Origin of the sequence: Paraburkholderia aspalathi, from assembly GCF_900116445.1 — a bacterium.
GTDB classification, from domain to species: Bacteria; Pseudomonadota; Gammaproteobacteria; order Burkholderiales; family Burkholderiaceae; genus Paraburkholderia; species Paraburkholderia aspalathi.
In genome coordinates this window covers 34,772-54,841 of sequence record NZ_FPBH01000043.1, presented here as the reverse complement: position 1 = coordinate 54,841, position 20,070 = coordinate 34,772, and the positions used below count along the sequence as shown (strand labels likewise).

Annotated in this window: 13 protein-coding genes and 4 pseudogenes; 9 read left to right on the top strand and 8 right to left on the bottom strand. The window is 57.3% G+C overall.

Annotation, left to right across the window (positions count from 1 at the left end):
• Positions 1 to 23 precede the first annotated feature (23 nt).
• Positions 24 to 986, bottom strand: a complete 963-nt coding sequence (locus BM438_RS39805; protein WP_208620751.1) for an alpha/beta hydrolase — start codon at positions 984 to 986, stop codon at positions 24 to 26.
• Positions 987 to 1,110: 124 nt separating this feature from the next.
• Between BM438_RS39805 and BM438_RS39800 the strand changes: the two genes are divergently transcribed.
• Entirely contained in the window at positions 1,111 to 1,761 is a 651-nt protein-coding gene (locus BM438_RS39800) for a TetR/AcrR family transcriptional regulator (protein WP_093646062.1), read from the top strand.
• Between the two features lie 392 nt (positions 1,762 to 2,153).
• Here BM438_RS39800 and BM438_RS47210 read toward each other — a convergent pair.
• Positions 2,154 to 2,302: pseudogene (locus BM438_RS47210) on the bottom strand (CBS domain-containing protein); the annotation flags it as partial.
• Between the two features lie 769 nt (positions 2,303 to 3,071).
• Between BM438_RS47210 and BM438_RS46810 the strand changes: the two are divergent.
• The 3 genes from BM438_RS46810 to BM438_RS39785 all read left to right on the top strand — a co-directional run bounded on the left by BM438_RS46810 (position 3,072) and on the right by BM438_RS39785 (position 6,305).
• On the top strand, positions 3,072 to 4,787 hold the full coding sequence (locus tag BM438_RS46810; protein WP_093646060.1) for a methyl-accepting chemotaxis protein: 1,716 nt from the start codon (positions 3,072 to 3,074) through the stop codon (positions 4,785 to 4,787).
• A 24-nt stretch (positions 4,788 to 4,811) separates the two neighbouring features.
• Positions 4,812 to 5,096 carry a hypothetical protein gene (locus BM438_RS39790; RefSeq protein WP_244179564.1) on the top strand — a complete coding sequence of 95 codons (285 nt, stop codon included), beginning with the start codon at positions 4,812 to 4,814 and terminating at the stop codon, positions 5,094 to 5,096.
• 429 nt (positions 5,097 to 5,525) lie between these two features.
• A complete protein-coding gene (locus tag BM438_RS39785) occupies positions 5,526 to 6,305 on the top strand; it encodes a sensor histidine kinase (protein ID WP_143131836.1) in 780 nt (259 codons plus the stop codon).
• A 782-nt stretch (positions 6,306 to 7,087) separates the two neighbouring features.
• Here the strand turns inward: BM438_RS39785 and BM438_RS39780 are convergent.
• Entirely contained in the window at positions 7,088 to 8,125 is a 1,038-nt protein-coding gene (locus BM438_RS39780) for a LysR family transcriptional regulator (protein ID WP_093646081.1), read from the bottom strand.
• A 154-nt stretch (positions 8,126 to 8,279) separates the two neighbouring features.
• Between BM438_RS39780 and BM438_RS39775 the strand changes: the two are divergent.
• From BM438_RS39775 to BM438_RS39770, 3 genes and pseudogenes are all read left to right on the top strand, one after another.
• Positions 8,280 to 9,102 (top strand): annotated as a pseudogene (locus BM438_RS39775) (IS5 family transposase); the annotation flags it as partial.
• Between the two features lie 519 nt (positions 9,103 to 9,621).
• The gene (locus BM438_RS45770) at positions 9,622 to 9,795 is read left to right on the top strand and encodes a hypothetical protein (RefSeq protein ID WP_167378530.1); all 174 of its coding nucleotides are present in this window, start codon (positions 9,622 to 9,624) and stop codon (positions 9,793 to 9,795) included.
• Between the two features lie 257 nt (positions 9,796 to 10,052).
• On the top strand, positions 10,053 to 11,354 hold the full coding sequence (locus BM438_RS39770) for a hypothetical protein (RefSeq protein WP_093646054.1): 1,302 nt from the start codon (positions 10,053 to 10,055) through the stop codon (positions 11,352 to 11,354).
• Positions 11,355 to 12,004: 650 nt separating this feature from the next.
• Here the strand turns inward: BM438_RS39770 and BM438_RS46475 are convergent.
• The 5 genes and pseudogenes from BM438_RS46475 to BM438_RS39745 all read right to left on the bottom strand — a co-directional run bounded on the left by BM438_RS46475 (position 12,005) and on the right by BM438_RS39745 (position 17,921).
• Complete coding sequence (locus BM438_RS46475; protein WP_244179563.1) at positions 12,005 to 12,205, bottom strand: hypothetical protein; 201 nt, start codon at positions 12,203 to 12,205, stop codon at positions 12,005 to 12,007.
• A gap of 45 nt (positions 12,206 to 12,250) precedes the next feature.
• Positions 12,251 to 12,442, bottom strand: a pseudogene (locus tag BM438_RS47120) (MarR family transcriptional regulator); the annotation flags it as partial.
• A gap of 1,742 nt (positions 12,443 to 14,184) precedes the next feature.
• Positions 14,185 to 15,054, bottom strand: coding sequence for a helix-turn-helix transcriptional regulator (locus BM438_RS39760; protein WP_093646049.1), 870 nt, complete (start codon positions 15,052 to 15,054; stop codon positions 14,185 to 14,187).
• 143 nt (positions 15,055 to 15,197) lie between these two features.
• Positions 15,198 to 15,839: a YbhB/YbcL family Raf kinase inhibitor-like protein gene (locus BM438_RS39755; protein WP_093646047.1), complete on the bottom strand. Its 642-nt coding sequence runs from the start codon at positions 15,837 to 15,839 to the stop codon at positions 15,198 to 15,200.
• Positions 15,840 to 17,366: 1,527 nt separating this feature from the next.
• Complete coding sequence (locus tag BM438_RS39745; protein ID WP_244179562.1) at positions 17,367 to 17,921, bottom strand: TetR/AcrR family transcriptional regulator; 555 nt, start codon at positions 17,919 to 17,921, stop codon at positions 17,367 to 17,369.
• Positions 17,922 to 18,041: 120 nt separating this feature from the next.
• Between BM438_RS39745 and BM438_RS39740 the strand changes: the two genes are divergently transcribed.
• On the top strand, positions 18,042 to 18,308 hold the full coding sequence (locus tag BM438_RS39740) for an NAD(P)-dependent oxidoreductase (protein WP_167378529.1): 267 nt from the start codon (positions 18,042 to 18,044) through the stop codon (positions 18,306 to 18,308).
• 467 nt (positions 18,309 to 18,775) lie between these two features.
• Positions 18,776 to 19,156: pseudogene (locus tag BM438_RS47115) on the top strand (IS607 family transposase); the annotation flags it as partial.
• Between the last annotated feature and the right edge of the window lie 914 nt (positions 19,157 to 20,070).

Genomic DNA, 20,070 nt, shown 5'->3' with positions numbered 1-20,070 from the left:
AGAGTAGCGGGCCTCAATGCGCACTACGGCCGGCTCGCGTTCGGATTGAGCAGGTGCTCGCGAAACCATTCGGTTGCGGCAGCTTCCGCCAGTGGAAACTGGCCGAGATAAGGATCGAAGTGCCCGCCTGGTATCAGGGCGAGCCGTTTCGGTTCCAGCGCACGCTCGTAAGCCGCAAGCGCCAGGTCGGTGACCGTCAGCCTGTCATCGCGCGCGACGACCAGCAGCAACGGTGTTGGCGAAACGCGCGTAATCCAGTTACCGGGTTCGTACATACGCGCACCCCGCGTCGAGCGAATGGTGAAGTTGTTTTCCCAGACGCCAGTCGGAACAGGCTGGAGATAGAAATTGACCGCGTCCTGGGAGCGGTAGGCGGCAGCAACAGAGGGGTCGGCGCTTACAACCGCCTGTCGGCGCGGTGGTTCTCCGCGCAACTGTGCTCTCTCATCCTCGTTGAAAGCATGCTCCAAGGCGGGCGAGGCGTCAGGTGAAACCCGCCGCAATCCCTGCTCGTAACCGCTGATCGTTGGAACCTGTGAAACGACGCAGCGCAGGCGTCGGTCGGTGGCGCCAAGCACGAGAGCATGTCCGCCGGCATAGCTCGTGCCCCACAGACCAATTCGTTCCCGATCAACCTCCGGGCGGGTCTCAAGATAGGAGATTGCGCGACGCCAATCTCTGATTTGCACCCATGGATCGACGTCTCCGCGGAGCGCGCCACCGCTCGCCCCGAAATTGCGATGATCGTGAACAAGCACGACGAAACCCGCCGCGGCAAATGCTTGGGCGAACCGCTCAAGGCCTTGTTCCTTGACTCCCGCAAAGCCATGGGCCATGGTGATCGCGGGGTGGGGGCCATCCCCATTGGGCAGGAATAGCCACGCTCCGAGCTCAATTCCGCCTTCTGCGGGGACTTTCACATTAAGCTTTGAAATCACTTTGGTTTTCCTTGCAAAACATGTGTTGTCATTGGGCGCAAAGTCCATCGATCCGGATGTAGACGCGCTTTTAGGCGCGGGCCCCGCTGAAACGGGCCCTACAAGACGCTTTCTTGACGTGCGCCCCCAAAACAACGACAATTGAATTGTCGTATGACCGGTCGTCTTAAATATGACCGGTCATCTTTCATTAGTCAAGGGGTTTGAAGTGACGTCTCTCCCAGCCAACCGAAGGGGCCCGAAGCCCAGGCCCGATACCCGGCACAATCTTATCCAGGCGGGACTGCAGAAGATTCACGCTGAGGGATATGCTGCCACGGGGATTCAGAGCATCGTCGAGGGCGCCGACGTCCCCAAGGGCTCCTTTTATAATCATTTCTCCAGCAAGGAGGCGTTCGGAGCCGAAGTGATCGATGCATATTCCGATCGTGCACTGGGCAAGCTGCACGATTTCTTGCGCAAACTGGAGCTCGCGCCGCTAGCGCGCTTGGAGGCTTACTTCGACAACCGGATCGAGGCGTTCCGGGCGTCTGGCTATACCCGCGGCTGCGTACTTGGCAATTTCAGCGCCGAGGCGGCGGACCACAGTGCGCTGATACGGGGAAGTTTGACCACGCATTTCAGAACCTGGAGCAAGGCGCTTGAGAAATGCATTGCGCAAGCGCAGGAAGAGGGGGCGATAGGCAGTCAATTTCCCGCAGCGTCTTTGGCTGGTTTCATATTGAATAGCTGGGAAGGTACCCTCTTGCGGATGCGCGCCGAAAAGAGCGACGCGCCACTAATGGAGTTTAAGAGCCTTATATTCGGTAAGCTTCTTTCGTAATACTGCACCGCGTGAGCGAGGAGCTTCGGCATCTCCATTGGACGATCGTTGCGTCGTGGCATCGAAGTCTTGGCCAAGCGGACGACGAGCTTGATATTCGGCGGTCCACGCTTAGCCGCCAACGCTAGACCTCGAATATCGCCGCAGCGTCGAACTGTTCGAGCGGACCAATGCGGGGGGCCGACCGCTGGTGGCGGGTCAAGAGTTCTCGATGCCGCGGCGCATCGTCGAAGAAACGCAAGTCATGTCAGCGCGCCTGTACACCGCGTTTCCGCGGGAAGCGCGTTCGACTTTCTGATCCTCGCAATGTCTTTAGAGGCCCATCCCGCCACCGCGCCTCGACGAGACGCTCTTGTCCCCAGGGCGTCCCTTTTGAGTTGTTGCGCAGAAGACCGCTTGCTGAACAGTTCGCGGTGATACGGCAGGGCGTAATGGTCGATGAACTGCGTCGGTTGATTGGCGCCTCCGGTTTGTCGTTTTCGACGACGGCGACCGCATGCAGATCGGGCAAGCCGTTGAACAGCTCGAGCAGGTCGGCGTTGCCCCTGTTACCCCTACGACGACACGCGAAACACCGTGCCTAACGACGGCAGAGAGACGTGGCTGACTGCGTCAAGGCGTCGGCTACCAGAACAACCGGCTTACTCGTTCCAGCTTCCATGAGGAATTGCCGGAACGTGTCGAGCCTACGATCGTAACTGTTATAGACATCCTTCTTGTCCAGGTCAGCGGCAGTTTCGCATCAAAGAACTATCGATTCTGCAAGATCATGGTCGTGCATCTAGCAGGCGATTCCTTCTCCCTTGCGGTGTCACAAAAATATCCAATCCGATTATTTTTTTGAACCGAATGGTGTTTTCTTATTCTGCGATTTATCTGGGTGCGAGCACGTGACACACTCTGGCCGTGTCATTGCAAGTTGGTTCAGTGTTATGCGTGCGAGTGCTGCACCGATAACATCAAGCAAACGGGGTGCAAGTGAAACATGACGACATGTGAGCGACGGCGTCGTCGACAGTCGGACGAACGCTCACGGCCTGGAAGTCACAAAGCGGAACGTCGCGCTGGTCGTAAGGGCGGTGGTCGCTGCCAGTTCGCTTCAGTCATAGGCAAACGATCTGAAAGCTTCCGTTCCAATGTTCAGGTTGGATGTCTGTCAGGGTGACGGCACTGAATGTTCGCATACCCACTTTGCCGCGTCGATGAATCCGGAGATGGCACCAGTCAGCATCGCCGACAGGAGCGCCATGCTTGCGACGTATACCGACAACTGCAAACCGGCGCATCTCTCTTAGACTCGCGGACATATCATGACGATTTCCAGGCGTTTGATCCTTACGTTGACCATAGCCTTTCTCGCCTTGATTTTGGTGGGGCTGAACGGTCTCTGGAGGCTCAACCAGGCACAACAGCGCTTCGAATACGTACAGGTCAATATTATTCCCAGCATCGAGGAGCTTATCGGCGCCAGGGGTGATGCCAGCAATCTCACGCAGCTCAGTTATCGACATCTCCTCACCGCAGACAGCGCTCTCAAGAGTTCAATAGAGCAAGCGATGGCCGCTCTCGATAGCAGCTTCGACGGTCATATCGCGACTTACGAACGGGACGATATCTCGGATGACAACGACCGGAAACTTCTGGCGGCGGACAAGGCGGCCATGGCCACCTATCGGTCCGCACGACAAAATTTCCTTGATAAATCTCGCGCGGGAGATGTGGAGGGCGCGAAGCCCATCCTGCTCGACGGTGGCGCATTGAGCAGCGCGAGTAATGCACTGAAAGAGACCCTCATGCACCACGTGGAGTACAACAACAAGCTCAGCCAGGGGGTGCGGGATGAGAATAATGTAGCCTATTCGCAGGCCTTCTGGCTGCTGATTAGTAGTATTCTCGCCGCCCTGGTGGTGAGCGGCGGTTCGGGCATCCAGCTTTACCGCTTAATCACCGCGGGGCTGAACCGCATCCAGCAGACGTTGCAGCATGTGAGTCAATCGTTGGACCTGACCAACGCAGCCCCAGTCGAACGCATGGACGAAATCGGTCATACCGCCGCCGCTTTCAATGCCTTGCTGGGGCGTGTGGCAGAGGTCATCGGCGAAGTCCGACGCTCGGCTGGTTCGGTCAGCGTAGCATCCCAGCAGATAGCGCAAGGCAACACCGATCTGTCTCAACGCACGGAAGAGCAGGCGACGTCACTCGAGGAAACAGCCTCAAGCATGGAAGAGCTGACCAGCACGGTCCGCCATAACACGGACAACGCAAGGCAGGCAACCACGCTGGCTAACACCGCGTCGGAAAACGCGCGTCGGGGCGGTGAGGTGGTCGGCCGTGTCGTCGAGACGATGCAGGGGATATCTGGCGGCTCAGCCAAAATGTCCGAGATTATCAGCGTGATCGAGGGTATTGCCTTCCAGACCAACATTCTCGCACTCAACGCTGCGGTCGAGGCGGCGCGTGCCGGGGAGCAGGGGCGGGGGTTTGCCGTCGTGGCCGGCGAGGTCCGCACGCTTGCCCAGCGTAGCGCCACTGCGGCTAAGGAAATCAAGGATCTGATCAACGAGTCGGTGAGTCGGGTGAACGCCGGATCGAAGCTCGTTGAGGAAGCCGGTAGTACGATTAACGAAATTGTTCAGTCGGTACAGCGTGTGACCGACATCGTGGGCGAAATCTCGTCGGCCTCGGAAGAACAGAGCTCCGGCATTGAGCAGGTGAACCAGGCGGTCAGCCAGATGGATCAGGTGACCCAGCAGAATGCCGCCCTGGTTGAAGAGGCTGCTGCGGCGGCTCAGTCAATGGCCCAGCAGGCTCAGGGGCTGCGTGACGCGGTGGCCATCTTCAGGATCGCTGATACGGGACCATCCGCATCCCGGGTGGTCATCCCGCAGAGTGAACCAAATCGACCGGCACCGGCAGTTCGCGCGCCTTCACGTACAGCGACGGCCAAAATGACGCCACTCAGTACCGCAGCCAGGAGCACCGTGGTCGCGCCGGATGCCACCGCAGTAGACTGGCAGGCATTCTGAGAGGGCTGAAAATTGGACAATTCTATGGAGACGCTGAACCACATGAGCAGGCTCGTGACGGCCAACACAAAGACCATTGGCATGCTTGGGGCGCGGGCTATGGTGCTGGGGAAGTTTTTTGATGCAGCCTTGCCACAACTGACGACCTTGCAGCGAGGCGAGGTCATCCGGTCATTTCGACATGGCATCGAAGATGCCATGTCGTTGATGGACGATGTGGCGTTATCGGCCGAATATCATTCGGCACTCCTCCAAATCACCAATTCCATCCTGGCTGCACTGGGTCAGGAGTCAGCCGCCCGTCAGTAGCCGAACACGCGCAGGTTTGCCCCGCCTGCAGGTCCCGCTGGCGCGGGCTGGAGTAATGAAGATTGGGGCAGCCGTGCGGTCATACCGGTCGCAGCCACGTCCGCCGCTACGCAGATGCCGTTCCACCACACACCCGCTACCCGCTATCTGGCATGCAAACGAAGACCGACCGATTTCCTGTGGTTCTGCCAGTTCGCGACGAGCCGCATCGTCAGTCTGAACCTGCGACTGGAATGCCACCTCAGGACGCGAGGAGTCAGCGATTGGCGTTCGTAGAGCAGATATGCCTGACGCTGTTTGATCGATGGTGTGCGCAACGCAACGCCCTCGCTCTGGCATATCTCATGTACGGCTGGCCCTTGGCTGGGGATGATCCATCTCTGGTCAGACGACTGGTGCAGTCACTTCGTGAACTTGGAGAGCACCACCATGAAGTTCTGCCCAGTGACGAGATCGCACTGCTCGGCTTACTTCTGCACTGCGAATGATGTCCGTGTTCAGCGCGGACAGGTAGGCCGGCGGCCCACGCAGGAGATTGGCGGACGAATTCTCGACACGAACAAACCGGGGCGCAAGATGTTCGGTCTCGACGCGCGCCAGGACGCGATCACCAGCATCGTGGACCCGGCCGAATGCCAGAGATTGCTGCGACACTCGCGAAATGAGAAGAGCTTCCAGAGGGGGGAAGTTCGATTTCAGCGGCGGACCGATTCCATACTCTGGACAATGACGACGGCCCGTTTCGTCGCCTACGATGATGGGGCCGCGATTCGCATCGACCGGAGCGACATTCCAGAGCTCAAGCGTCTCGTGCAGGATCTGCTCGAGTCTCGTCAACAGTTGCGCAGGTTGTCGGGCTACATGGTGGCGATTCGCGAAGAGGAGAGAAAACTGATCGCGATGGAAGTTCGCGACGAACCCGGCCAACTGTTTGCCGCGCTGAAGATAGACGTTTCATTGTGCAGGATCCGGCTTGCCGGTGACCGGGAAGCGACGAGAAAAGCCGATGAGATGCGCGAACTGAGGGAATGGGAAGTCTCAATGCTGCGCGACGCCGCGAGCGAACCGCAGGCCGCCGCGCTGGACTGGTTGGTCGAGGATTTTAGTCGACCAAATGTATTCCCTGCCAGTTTCGCAACAAGGGCAGCGAGCCTGTTTTGTCAAATGCGTATGCGACCACGGTCTTTCGCATCGTTCAGGCCTCGCTGACCAATGTTGCGCGAAACGCCGCAATGACGCTGGAATGCACCGCAACGGCGCGCGAGCTGCACGGCAGGGACGACGCCTGCGGCTTCGATCAAGCGGCGGCACGCAACGGTGACTCGTGCGATTTTGCTGGTGATTGACATCGAGCCTGGCAACGGAACCCCAGTGTCTGTTCACATCCCGCTGCGACACCAGGCCGTACTCATGATGAGGTAATTGTCCTTTCCATGCGGAATCTGCCGCTTCGAGCTAAGGAGCTGTTCGACACACAGTCGCGCCCGGTGGGTACTGTTGACGCGGATCGAGATGTACGGCCAGTCTGTTCAGGTCGATGCTGGGCGCGTCTCTCTGTTGACAGGAGGCTGTGAGTTCATTGTCCTGCGTCACCGCGGTCGCCCACTACTGCCGACCGAGGGCTTCAGTGGGCGCTCAGTCTACCGGGGTGCGGCTGCCTGTTCGCGGCGCCGTCTTCCGTGTTCGGCCGCGCGCTGTCCTTACTAGTGACATAGCCCCCGACAGCACTCCAGTCTGATTTGGTCGTCAAAGCCAAATGTTGTCCCGCGGACCTTGGAGACGGATAAGATTCCCAGAGTTTTCGAAGAATTTCGCAGTGCGGCCGGGGACGCGAAGCGTGGAAGGCTTTACCGCGTAGGATTGAATGCGACTAGCAGCTACATGTTCTAAGAGTTTCTGAACGACGGCTCTACGAGCGGCAGATCGGAAAACTGGGTCAGTTGCCAATCGGACTCGCTTCACGCCGAATATTGGCAACGGCCATTCCGACGCTAGGCGCAGTCATAGTTTTCAGGCGTCGCCTCCAGAGGCGTTGACCCAAAATCTCCGGGAGTGCGGTGCGTAGCAGGGTAGGCACTTTTGACAAGGTGACTCGTCGAGCCGCGTTCATTCACGTCCACCACTTCCGACATCAATGGGCACTCTTGGAACAATACCGTTATCCATTCAACGAAAGCGCGAACTTTTGGCGCGAGGTAGCGATTGCGTGGGTAGACGGCTGCGATAGGCATAGAGCGAGGTTTGCACGTTGGCAGCACCTCGACAAGTTCCCCACTGCTTAGATACGGGGCGAGCATGAACCTAGGACTCTGAATGATGCCTTCGCCGTCGACACCGCACATTACATAGGCATCAGCGTCATTCACCGACAGGGTTCCCTTCATTTTGACATCAGATGAATGTCCTGCCGCCATGAAGTTAAACGGAGTGTTCCGTCCGGTGCTGTTCGAGAAATACTGCACGGCCATATGCTCATGAAGATCTTCAATAACCTGTGGCGCGCCATATCGGCGAATGTAACCGGGACTGGCGGCAGTTAGTGTTAGAAGGTTGCCGAGCCTCCGAGCGACCAGTCCAGAGTCCCGGAGCTCGCCGACTCGAATCGCACAATCCACAGCTTCCTGGATCAGGTCAACGGGCCTGTCACCAAAGCCGAGCATGAGTTCGACGTGCGGATACCGCTTCCGAAAGTCTCCGATGCGTGGTATCACGATAAGTCGGCCGATTGACGCCGGCATATCCAATCGAAGTTTTCCTCGGGGTCCCATTCCCGTCTTTGCAAATGAGCCTTCCGTTTCATCAATCTCAGCAAGAATGCAAACGCAACGTTCATAGTATTCTGCCCCTTCCGGAGTCAGGTTCAAGCGTCGCGTTGTTCGCTGGATGAGATGAACCTGTAGATGCGCCTCGAGCTTCTTGATAATAGTCGTAGCAGAAGCACGGGGCAGATTGAGCGCATCCGCTGCCCGGGAGAAGCTGTTCATCTCGACCACTTTTGTGAAAACCTGCATTGCCTGAAGCCGGTCCATGTTGTCTCACATCGGCTACCGTTAGCCGTCGAGGAAGAAATCGAAGAGGGCAGATTCCAGATTGTTCCACCAGAGCGAATTGTATTCTGGATTATAATAATTTACCTCATTTCAATTCTGTGTCAAGACACCGAACTTGGACGGATTGGGCTGCCTGGAACGGATGCTGCGGATCTACTTCCTGTAGCAGTAACGGGTCGTCGGACGGAGGGGGCTGGAAGACGGGCTGTACGACAGCATTGCGATGCGGGCCTTCGCCGGCATCGATCCGGCTGTCGGGCGCGCGTTCGGATGCGACCAGGCTGTTGAAGTTCCGTCGCTTGCTGGTCGAGCATGACCTGACGCGAAGGTTGTTCGACGAGATCGGCATCTCGCTGTGTGAGCGTGGGCTGATGATGAAGGAGCCACACTGGTCGACGCGACGACCATCGAGGGCCCGCCGTCGGCCAGGAACGCTGAGAAGAGCCGAGACCCGCAGATGCATCAGACGAAGAAGGGTGATGAGTGGCACGTCGGGACGAAAGCCCACACCGGAGTCGACGCCGAGTCGGGCCCGGTGCACAGCCTGTGGGCACGGCGGTCAACGTGTCGGATGTGTCGCAGGCCTATGCCCTGCCGCACGGGCATGAGCAAGAAGCCTTCGGCGATGCGGGCTACATCGGCGTGGACAGACGTGACGAAATGAAGCGCGAGCCGGTGAAGTGGCACGTGGCGGCCAAGCGCGGAAAGATCAAGACGATGCGGGAAGGTCCGTTGAAGGACCTGATGACCGCGGTGAGCGAACCAAGGCGCAGACCTGCGCGCGGATCGAGCATCCGTTTCATGTTGTGAAGAATCTGTTTCGTCACCGCAAGGTCCGCTACAAGGGGTTGGCCGAGAACGCGGCGCAGTCATTCAGCCCGTTCGCGCTGGCGAACCTGGTGATCGCGAAATCTCACCTGCCGTCAACTCACGGGAGCAATCCGTCATGTGTTTGAAAAATGTGGGAAGTGAGGCCCGAATGCGGACGAAACTTATCTCCGGTGTCGTCAAATTTCCTCGTCAATCTGAAAATCTCAACCTGTCTGTCCGTTATGTGGACGGCGGGATCAGCATTTCCTTACAGTTGTTGTCTGGGGGTAAAATTTCACCGGGTTGTGTAGCGATGGAACCAATTTCCAAAAAGCTTGAGTTCGTTTTTATTTCAGAGATTTTTTCCCTAAGAGCGGAGCTAGAGTGCATGGGATGAGTGAGCGAGGTGTGGCGGCATGTGCGACTAAGGTCGACGTGTTTTTTGCGGGAAGATCAATTGTGCGAAGCAATTAATCTTTCAAGACAGCGGATCATCGGGACTTCACGGAAGCGGTGGCTACCCATTGGGCGGACGACAGATGCGGACGCCGCCGTCTGGAAGTAGGAATCCCCGTCCTTCCCGCGCCTTGCGCGGCAGCCGCAGGCTGAGAGCGGGAAGGACGTCAACGAACGACTCCGGTGCAGCGTGAAGTACGAAGACGTATATGAAGGCATATGAGTCCGGCGGCGAGGCAAGGAATCCGATCGCTAACTTCCTGGCGTGGTGCAACCAGCAACTGTCTCATTCAAGTCTGTCGGACAAGACTCAGGACGAAGCTTACTTCGCGATGCTGCCCTCGATTAAGGCGGCAGCGTTGACCGCCGAGCGTTCCGCTTAAAAGCGAAAAAACTGTCCTAACCGAACGGGACCACCTCCAATCTCCTCCGCTTGAGCATTGGCGCCGAGTCCGATGGTCCCGTCTCGAGTGTCGCGCTCGTTTGCTCACCGGTCACCTTCGTCAGCCATGTTTTCGGCTAGAACGAGAGACCAAAATAAGGATGTCGATTACAATCCTAATTGGCAGTCGGTCAATCTCGTGTCGTAAGACGGTACGTTTTTTTTGGTTTAAGAAGAATCGGAAAGTGAGGCAATAGTTTGAAGACTATCACTGGCGAACGGTCGAAAGCCTATGCAGAAGAACTAGATTCAATTGAACGATTGATAACCGAACGTATCGCCATTGGCCTTGCGCTTGAGCGCGACGGTGAACTGGCGATTGCACTGTCATCGACAGTCAGGGGCCTCGGAGGAGAATGCCGGGACGTGGTCGTCATTGACACGACCGGTCCGGTCATATTCATGGATGGAGCAACGATTGTCGGCTGTGCGACCTTCTTTCCAGCGTCCCTGACTCTCCCGAAGGATACCCTTGTAAGTATGGGTGATCAAAAAAGAGAGAGGCTATGGGCTTCGATCAAGCGCTCCAATGCATTCATCGATGCCCAGGTGCTCGTCAATTCGTTGATTCGACGCTCGGAGGCAGTCGACCGGGAGATGTTTGAGCGAATCTACAAGTGGCGTCATCTCTTTGCCGCAAGTTCATACAAATGGGTGACGGTTGCATCAATGATGATTGACACTAGTAGAAAAGGATACAAGCAGGCGGTATTGAAGCGGGAAATGCGCCAGCGTTACGTGCTGCGTGAGTATCAGAATCTGGTGCGTGCAATGGGAGCTCTAATCTCGCTTGCGTGCACTGGGCCCGATACAGCGTGGCTATCCGAAATGGCTATGAGCTTCCCGTGGCATACGTGGACACCGTCACTTGTGCTTTCGCGTGAGCGTTCTATGCTCTCAGCAGTGCAGGCTGGGTCAGCCGCATCTCAGTTTGGCCCAGAGGTAATCAGCAGGTATCTTGAGAGAATTGGGGGGAAAGAGTCGCCTTTGGTGATCTACGACGCTGTGCTTGGTTTGACTGCGATTGCGACCCGGCACAGGACCCATATCGATGAAATTCTGGAACGGATGAGTAGGGCACTGACGGCGCGTCAAGCGTATGCACATGACGAAACCCGCGTCATGGAGGCACTCAATTTCTCGGCGGAACTCGCGCTTCGGACGCCAGAGGTGGCAATTCGTCAGGTAGATGCGTGGTGCTCCACGCGCGCTCATGTCACTCCCAGCATGCCTTTGTCAGAAGACGATGTGCGAACCTCATTCATTCAGCGGGTGACTCAGGATGACGTCGACGGAGCCGTGGTGGTCGACGGATGTTTTCCAGCGATATTGGCGCTTCCTCTTTTTGATCCTTCGCGCCCCGAAAGATTCTACCTTCGTTCGCTCGAGAGAAGAGAGATTGACTGGCGAAATGCGGCGAGCAACGCACGTCAGGCATTGATGCGTTCAGGCACACCGCGAATCGAGTGTGGGTTGTCTTCACCTTCCCGCCTTCACTAAAAGCCACTTCTCGAGGGCGAAGTATGCCTTCTTTGTCTTGCACCTGTACGGCGGATTGCATGCTCCGTCATGCGTAAACCGCCCATGCGTGCCCATCGTATACCAGTCCAGATCACAGGATTTCAATTCTCGACGTAATACAGACATGCGCTGGATGCCGGCATACACCTGTCCGGCCCTTTCCCGGAAGATGGTTGCCTGCCGCGGTGGTGGTGCCGTATGAACGCGCGTAATTCCTATTTCCGACTAGGGCGATCTTAAGGTCGAGTAGGCTGCACTTTTAGAGGCTAGGGGCATCAAACGTTTTGCTTCTTGCCGCAGGTTGAGCCCCTCCTGCTTAAAGCAGCGACCAGCAAGTCGTTAACGTTTGACGGGTCCGGTGCCCGGAAACGGGTGCCGGCCCGCCAGCGACATCTTCGCGGAGCTCGGACTCCCATTGTTGGCATAATCGCTTGAGAAGCTTCGTTGCGCCTAATGCCTCGTTTGCGATTGCGGTCGTTTGACTGATGCAAGATCAAGCGGGATGAGGGCCGCGGTTGGTCGATGTCGAGGCTGTCGGACAGGAGAGATTTACGTTGGAGGCGTGCCCGGAATGAGGTTCTCGCTGGATCGAAAAATGTCTGCCAGAGTACCGTTTGATGGATAGCGCATCATTGATTGCTTGCCATATCAAATGGTTCTTGTGCCAACTGGTGGGGGTCGGAGGAGGTATCGGTACCTTTTGCAAATGGGCTGTTCCGGTTAGCTTCAGTCGCTCCGAGCGATCCTATGCTGCGCAGCTGAGTTGTAGAGATGATGTTGGCCGCTTCGCTACTGACCTTAAGCCACAGGGGCAGGGCATCGAGTAACACGGACATTCCATACGATGTCAACCCTAGCCGGCGACTGCGACGGTCCTCTCGTCCAGGCATACTTGTGACGAGCGCTCGCCGCGTGAGTATGCTTATCTGCGCAGACACGAGGGACGGTTGTGCCTGCATTTCGTCGGCTAACTCTCCGACCGTCGGATGGTTGTCGCGATATAACAGACTAAGCAGGCAAAACTGTGCAGCACTGATGTGCAGAGAACGAAGTGCGTCGTTGAGCATACTTGCCAACGACCTCATTGCGTGCTGAGCCAGCAGATGGTCCAGGCTGGACCGGCGGGCGGATAACAGCAGTGCGATGTGGTCCTTCGGGAGGATACTGTTCATTTTTACTCGTGAACTTCGACCGTTGTTTGCTGCTGTGTTGAGGAAGCTTGGACCTGTCTCAGGGCGAACAGCCTATCGACGAGCGTCGATCCACCACCAATGCGACTGCGAGGGAGATCAGTACCTCCTGTGGTGCCGTCTCCCGACGGAATACGGCAATAGACGCGCGGACAACGTGTTCTGGTGTACCCCCTGTCATTCAGCTGCCCATTTCATTGACGGTATCGCGCCTGACCGCGATGTAATTCTAGTGAGGGTGGATAGGTATTCTTTCATTCCCGCGTTGATGGTGAAGGACGTCCCGTGACTGACTGGACGATCGCTCGATTTCTCGCTTCAGCCTCTGCGCCGTAGGTATTGTGGATCTCCGACGAAGGTTGGTTGCCCGACTTTGGCGTTCTGGTCACACGCGATTCGTCGCTGGCGGTTGCTGCGGGCGCGCCTGTCGGGGGCGGGCCCAACACATCCCCTGCTTCAGCTAGCACACTGATAGCGAAGGCAAACATGAGCGCCATTGCTTTCTGCGCGAAACGGGAAGCACAATATGTCTGGATCATCGGCGTCCGTTTGCGGAACGAAATTCGGGGAGCAACTGATCAAGATCGGGTTCGGGCGAAACTATGGAAGCTATCGTATCGGGGGATACTGTAGACAAGTGAGGGGAGAAGAAAAAGATGGAAATGTTGAATAAACTAATCGTCAACACCGAACAATCAGGAGCCGAAGCATCTCCACCCAACGCAGGTACGTCACAATTTGCCCAAAAATTTCGGCAGCAATATGATGCTGGTGCGTCGCTGACATTGCATGGAATCGATGTCTTGCCTCGTAGCATGCGCTGGAGAATGCGGACAGTCGGAATTCAGGTAGGACGATCTGGCGGAGAAGGCCCGTCACCGTTGGAGTCGATAGTGGCGTAAGTAAGAAACCTTGTCTGTTGACGCTAGGAAACTGATGACGCCGCCAATTTCCTCTGTCGACCGAATCTTCCAGCCGGACCGGATTTTTGTGTAGTCCTTTCATTTGGCATCGTCGACATAAGCCGCTTTTGGGTAGAAGGACTCGCTGTAAAGGAAGTTGGGAGATACGGTATTGACGGAGATTGCGTCAGGGACCAGCTCTATCGCCAGTGACGTTCCCAACGCGTTGGGTAGTGTGGGACGCCCAGGTGACGGACCCGCGTGCTGGGGTCGTAGGTTAGGTTGGCCGTGCCCCTAGCTGGGCTCTGGACTGGAGGCACCTGCAGGTCGCTGGTCAGCGGCACAGAAAAGGCGATAGGCGCTGCTTTGAGCCAAGGTGATCGTGCCCGACAAGGCCGGCGAGCAGCATGAGCGCTCGCCGCGAGATCGAAACGGTCATTTGATTTTCTCCTGTTTGGTTTTCCGCTACTGAATAACGGTCGTTTGCTGTCATTTTACGGAGTCTAGAGCACTCGAAGTCGGCCCTTCCAATTAGCGGAAAGGAGACCACCTGCGCCACTGCCAACGCCGGGCCGAAAAAAGTAGACTCAACCCCACGATAACGCTAGAACGGAAATCACCTCGGCGCCGAACGCGACATCCGGGTTTGTAGAGACTCATCGTCTTTCGTACGATTGCGTCCCCGCTTGCTAATGTGACACATGCCTTATGCGTGATTTATCGCATCGTTGACGGCGCGCGTCCAAAGCGCGAGCGGAAGCGGGCTGAGAAGCGTGCGGTCGAGTCATAGCCGCAAGCTTCGCTGATTCTCTGGATACTCCATTGCGTGGTCTGAACAAGTGCCATCGCGTGATGCATCCGGACCTCGCTCAACAAGCTTTTGAACTGCAGCCCCTCTGCGGCCAGCTTGCGCCTAAGGGTGGCCTCACTCATCGCGAGCCGCTCGCCTACTGACTTCGCGGTCCATCTGCTCGCAATGTCGGACTGGACGACAAGACGCACTCGCTCTGCGCATCGCTCGCCGTCGGGGCGCTGAAATACGATCCCACGGGTGGCCAGCCCAAGTAGAAGGCCCATTAACCGGTGACGCAGTTCCGCTTCGCTCGATGAGTTACCCTGCGAAAGTCCCCGAATGCAATGTCGAAACGTTTCGAGAAGTGCCTTGTCGAGCGGGTGTTTCCGGCACGTCCTGAGCGGCACGCCTCCACCAGCGAAATCGGGATACATTCGGAAGAAGTCGATAAGAACGTCCGAAGAAATGGCGAGGAAAATTGACCGGAACGCGCCCTCGGTTTCGGCTGGCTCCTTGAGAACATCAGCGCAAACACCTTCAGCTACGCACACAAGCTCTTTCGGAAAGCCGGCATCCCCGACACTTGCGACGTCGTCGACCTGCAGACGTCCACGTAGAACCACCATAAGGGTAACGTCAAAAAAGAGGAACGATCTCGCCACCTGTTTGGAATGTATCGATGGCAACGCGAAGGAATAGAGGCCGGGGCGCTGAACAAGCGAAGTCTTAGACGGTGTCAGGCGCCGACGTTCGGGCGCTGAAGACTCCTGGGTCCCTTTAATCCGTATATCCATAACATCACCCTTATCGTCTGCCAGTCGATGGTCGCATCGCACGTGGCACACCCGATGCGCCGACCGACGTGCCCGAATGTTCCGGGCACTAATCGAACGGAAACGCCGCCTCAAACAGGCCGGCGCCACGTACAGGTGCTACGTCAGACGTCGAGCCGTGGGTTCAGCGTATAGGTACCGCACAGACTAGCTTCGGCAAGCACGTGTCCCTTGATGGCACTCAGCACGTCGGCTGCTCTGAACCGCTCGCCGAGCGGCACACAAGGAATATCGAGTGCGCGTACGGTGAACACATAGCGGTGAACGATGGTGTCATTCCACGGCGGGCACGGACCATCATACCCGTGATATTCCCCAGCCATATCCTTGTCGCCAGCGAACCATGCAGTGTAGTCGTTCATGCCATGGCGCAGCGATGCTGCCAGACTTTGGGGAAGGTACGGGCCCGGTTTCCCGCGAGGTGTGACCCCGTTGCTATGGGATCCCTGTTCGATTTCGTGTTGCTCGCTGGGGATGTTCACCAGTAACCAGTGATAGAAATCCACCCGGGGCAGATCAGCCGGCACGACCTTTCCCTCTTGATTGACATCGTCGGGCTTGCTGGGAACGTCGGGATCATGGCATATCAGCACAAACGATTGAGTCCCGGCAGGAACATCGCTCCACATCAAGTGAGGGTTGCGGTTCTGCGAAAGCGCGATGCGGCTCGCGGCATTCTTGACGGCAAAGACGAAACCTTCAGGGATCGGCTTGCCGTGTTCAAGATCGTTGCTCTCGAGTTTCATAGATAGGTTTCGTTTCCATTCGAGTGACTGGGGTAGGACGGGCTGCAGCTTTGGAACACGCCCCAGCTGCTGTGGAGCAGCCAGCGCGTGATCCGTTCTTAATTCCTCGATGATCAGTGTAGCGTTGCTGTTAAAATACAAGCGCACAAATCCGATCAGATATATGCCCCATAGCCATCAACGTGACGGCTATGGGGCATACACGGGGCTGAGCAGCGAGGTCCGGGCCCGCTACGTTATTATCAAGACTGGAGACGGCGCGTAGCTTATCTCGCGCAGCGCACATCATGTGCCCAGGTCGGCGTTCCTTGGACGATGGCCAAGTGGAAGAGTTTACCTTCCATCGATTCTTGCAGACGACTGACGCTGGACCTAGAGTTCAATATGGCCGACATTGCTTCGCGCATATGGACCTCACTCTCTTCTGTCAAGATCGCGTCTATTGCGGATTGAGCCGCTTTCCAACTGGAGAACGCCTCTTTAAGGCTTGCTCTCCCGAGGTAGTCAGCCAGACCCCTCGCTTTTGCGATCCCGCCCTGTGCAGTGTAACCAAGCCCAACTCAGACAGGCGCTGAAACATGCGCGTCAAAGCACCGTCGCGCGTCATCTGCGTGTGCACTTCGGCATCGTCCGGCGTGTGCTAGCTCAAGCCGGATTGGCTAGGATTTGCTCCGCGTAGCGGCCCTTGCTGATCGATGCCTGCCTGTACCGACTTGCATTTGAAATCGGTCCTACCCGCAACCGATGCAGTTTCTTGCTCGAAATAACTGCGACTGACGGGACGCGCATACTCCGATTATCTGCAACTGGGCTTGCACTCAGTTCGCGTGCTTGCATCCCATCGTCGCCTGCTCACGTTATCGGACGGTAGCCTGAAGACCTCGACCTCAGGCCGGGGATGAAAGGCGGGTGTAGACAGCGCAGCGCAGATGTCGTGATTATTTAAATGGAATTCGAGGCATACCTAAACGGAGAAACAACTGTATCAGTATATGCAGCAGATTACCCGCGTTCTACACCTCCGGCTCAAAGACAGGCACGCGCGGTGAACTTTCTCTGGAACTACTGCAACGAGCTGTCGGTCAGGGTGTGGGAGCGGGAGCGGCGGCCCCTCTCGGGATACGCGACTTCCATCCGTTCACGAAGGGCGCCGGCAAGGCAGGGCTTCGCCTTCACTCAGCCACGACCCAGGCCATCGCAGAGGACTACGCAATCCGGAGAAAAGCAGGGCTGGAAGGTGAGGCTGAGGTGGCGGACGTCGCCGTTGGAGTCGACTTCAACGTTGACCGCCTCGCGGTGACGGAGACCGACCCGTCTGGCAACCTGCTCCAGACGTTGGTCGCAGCGGCAACCTTGCGCTCCTCAGCGGGGGCGACCGTTTCCCCCGCGAAGACAATCTGCATGTGCAGATTTATGCATCTTCAAACTAACGGTGTCATCTGAGGTCGCGGCGGTCGAAGGTCTGGCGACCGCAGCTCCGCATCGGCAACTGCTGTCATAATCCGACCCAATCATCTGGCGATGGAGCTACCTTCGGGCACGTTGGGTAGCGTATAACCCGATCAGTTCGTCAGCGACATTAGCCAGAATTTGCTTCGAGAACTTCGGATCCGAAACGCTTCTGGAGAGCCCCAAAGCTCCGACGCACGCACTGAAGAGGAGCATGGCTTTCGGGCGTCTGCTCTCGGCGAGATCCGTAGGAAGCAACTTCTCAAAAAACTCGAATGCCCGCCTGAGACGTATGGTATAGGTGTCGCGAGCGGCCTCGCTGCTTCGACTGACATCGTTCACAAGCGCCGCTAGCGCGCAGCTTTCACTCAGCGCATCGCGGTGGGCCTCCGACAAATAGCTGAGTATGGCCTTGCGAAGATTTGACCTGTGAGCAATCTGCCAAGTGTCAGTGTCTGCAAGTGCAGCGGCTAACGCTTCCACAACGAGGTCATCGCGCGACTCGAAGTGTTTATAAAAGCCGCCGACCGTAAGCCCGGCCTCGGTCATGACATCCGCCACGCTGATGCCTTCCAGTCCGACCTCACGAAAACGCCTTGCGGCCACATTGACGATTCGCTGATGTGTCGCCAATTTCTCTGCTTGAGAGTGTCCCATTATTCATCAGTTGAGAGTAAAAGCTGCCAAAATATCAGAAGTATCATCGTAATCTTCATTTCCCGTAAAGGGAAGTGCGTTGTTGGCGAAGCCGAAATGACCCAAATGAAATCGGCGAGCCGACTGATCAATGGATCGAACGGGTCTATCGTCGGCGAGGCCGCGCTGCTGCTTTTGGCCTTGACGAGCGGGCCGATCGCTGGCGCTGCGGTGGACGTCTATGATATCGAGTTGCCTGGCAGCACCCCTCGCGGGGAATTGCCGAACGTGCTCACGACCCCGTATATCGGATATGTCTCGAAGGAGTTGTATGGGAACACTCCCTGGCGACACCGTGCACAACATCGTTGGTTGGCTGAATGAGACCGGGCGTGGGGTAGAAGGCTGACGCACTGAAGCGTACCTTGGGAGTGGCCGTTATCTGGAACCGTGCGCACCGACCGCTTTCGGTCGCAATACCCAACTTGCGGATTGGAGGAGGCTGTGACCGCTCGCGTAAGGTATGTCTGGACGCAACTCGGTCGTTCAATATGTTTTTTTATACGACCGCTTGGCAACGTAAGCAGGCCATTCTGAAATGCAGGGCGGCGATTTTTTCTGAATCCTCTGCCACTTCTTTCTGGAACCCGCCATTCGACTGGATATTGCTAATCCTCTGAGCGACGTGACGCGATCGAGTCACGGGCTTGCCCGGCGACCTAGCCGGGTTTGGCTCGTTCGGCACTGGCTCAAGAGCGGCACGGGTTTTCAACAGTAGGCCTCTAAGCTGCACAATCTGAACTTGGCGTTTAAAAGTGAGTTCCACACCCGGTATATTTGGGAGATACCGGATGCGACTCTTATCGATTGGCGAAGCGGCAGACCCGCTGGGCGTGGCGGTGGGGACACTGCGGCGCTGGCACCGGCAGGGGCGGCTGCCTTCGGCCGGACGAACGGTTGATGGACATCGACGTTACCTTCATGACGCGTTGCGTGCCAGTCTAGGCACCGCGCCCGCCCTGGCAGGCAAGACTGTCTGCGACGCCCGTGTCGCTTCGCATGATCAGGCTGAACAGCTGAAGACGCAGGCGGCTCGCCTGGAGAAGCATTACGTCGAGGCCGGCTTCGCGGACGTTGGGGTCGTGACCGACCTGGGTAGTGGCCTGAACTACCGCAAGAAAGGACTGCAACGGCTGTTGATGGATCACCTGCGTGGTCGCCTCGCACGGCTCGCCGCCAACGTGCCAGGCATCTGCTTTGGCACCCGCAAGCTCTTAGGGCAGCAGCATCATCTGGAGCTGGCCCGCTTTGACCGTCGCGGAGCGTGGCTGCGCGAATGGCAGGCCAGACGTTCACACCAGGTGTTCTTCGTTGGCTCGAAAGACGAAACGGCTGGTAACCAGCTCTGCCAGTTGCAAAGAACGGCCGATGGCGCCTATGCGCTGAAGATCCGTGTGCCGGACCGGCTGTTGTCGCCTCGCGATGACAGATATCTTGTGATCTGCGACGTCATATTCGACTACGACCGCGCGGCGCTCGGTACGGCGCTCGAAGCGAATGTAGCACTGAGCTGGCGACTGCACCGCGATGAACGCGGCTGGCGCGCCTTTGTATCGTTCAATCATCCGGCTGCGGAAAAAAGCAGCCTGGATGTCGCGCACGGCGCCACTGGGATCGACTTCAACGTTGACCATCTCGCCGTCACCGAGACCGATCCGTTCGCAACCTGCCAGGCACGCGCCGATTCCCATTGCTGCTCGAGGATGTATCCTCAGGTCGGCGCAACGCCGTGCTCGCTGACGCGCTGACTGCGGCAGTGGCGTGGGCGAAGAAGGCACGCAAGCCTGTTGTTGCGGAAGACCTTGACTTCACGGCAATGAAGAAGACGATGGCGTAACTCAGTCCGAAGGGAGCACGCATGCTCTCGGGCCTGCTTTACGCAAAATACCGGCAGCTGCTCGAAGCCAAATGCTTCCGTGCAGGTGTCGAACTGATCAGGATCGATCCGGTCTACACGTCGACCATCGGTGCGGTGAAATACGCATCGCGACGCGGCTGGAGTGTGCATGCTGCTGCGGCGGGCGTGATCGCCCGTCGCGGGCAGAAGTCGACTGAACGTCTGCCACGTGCCGGCACGGCTGTCCGT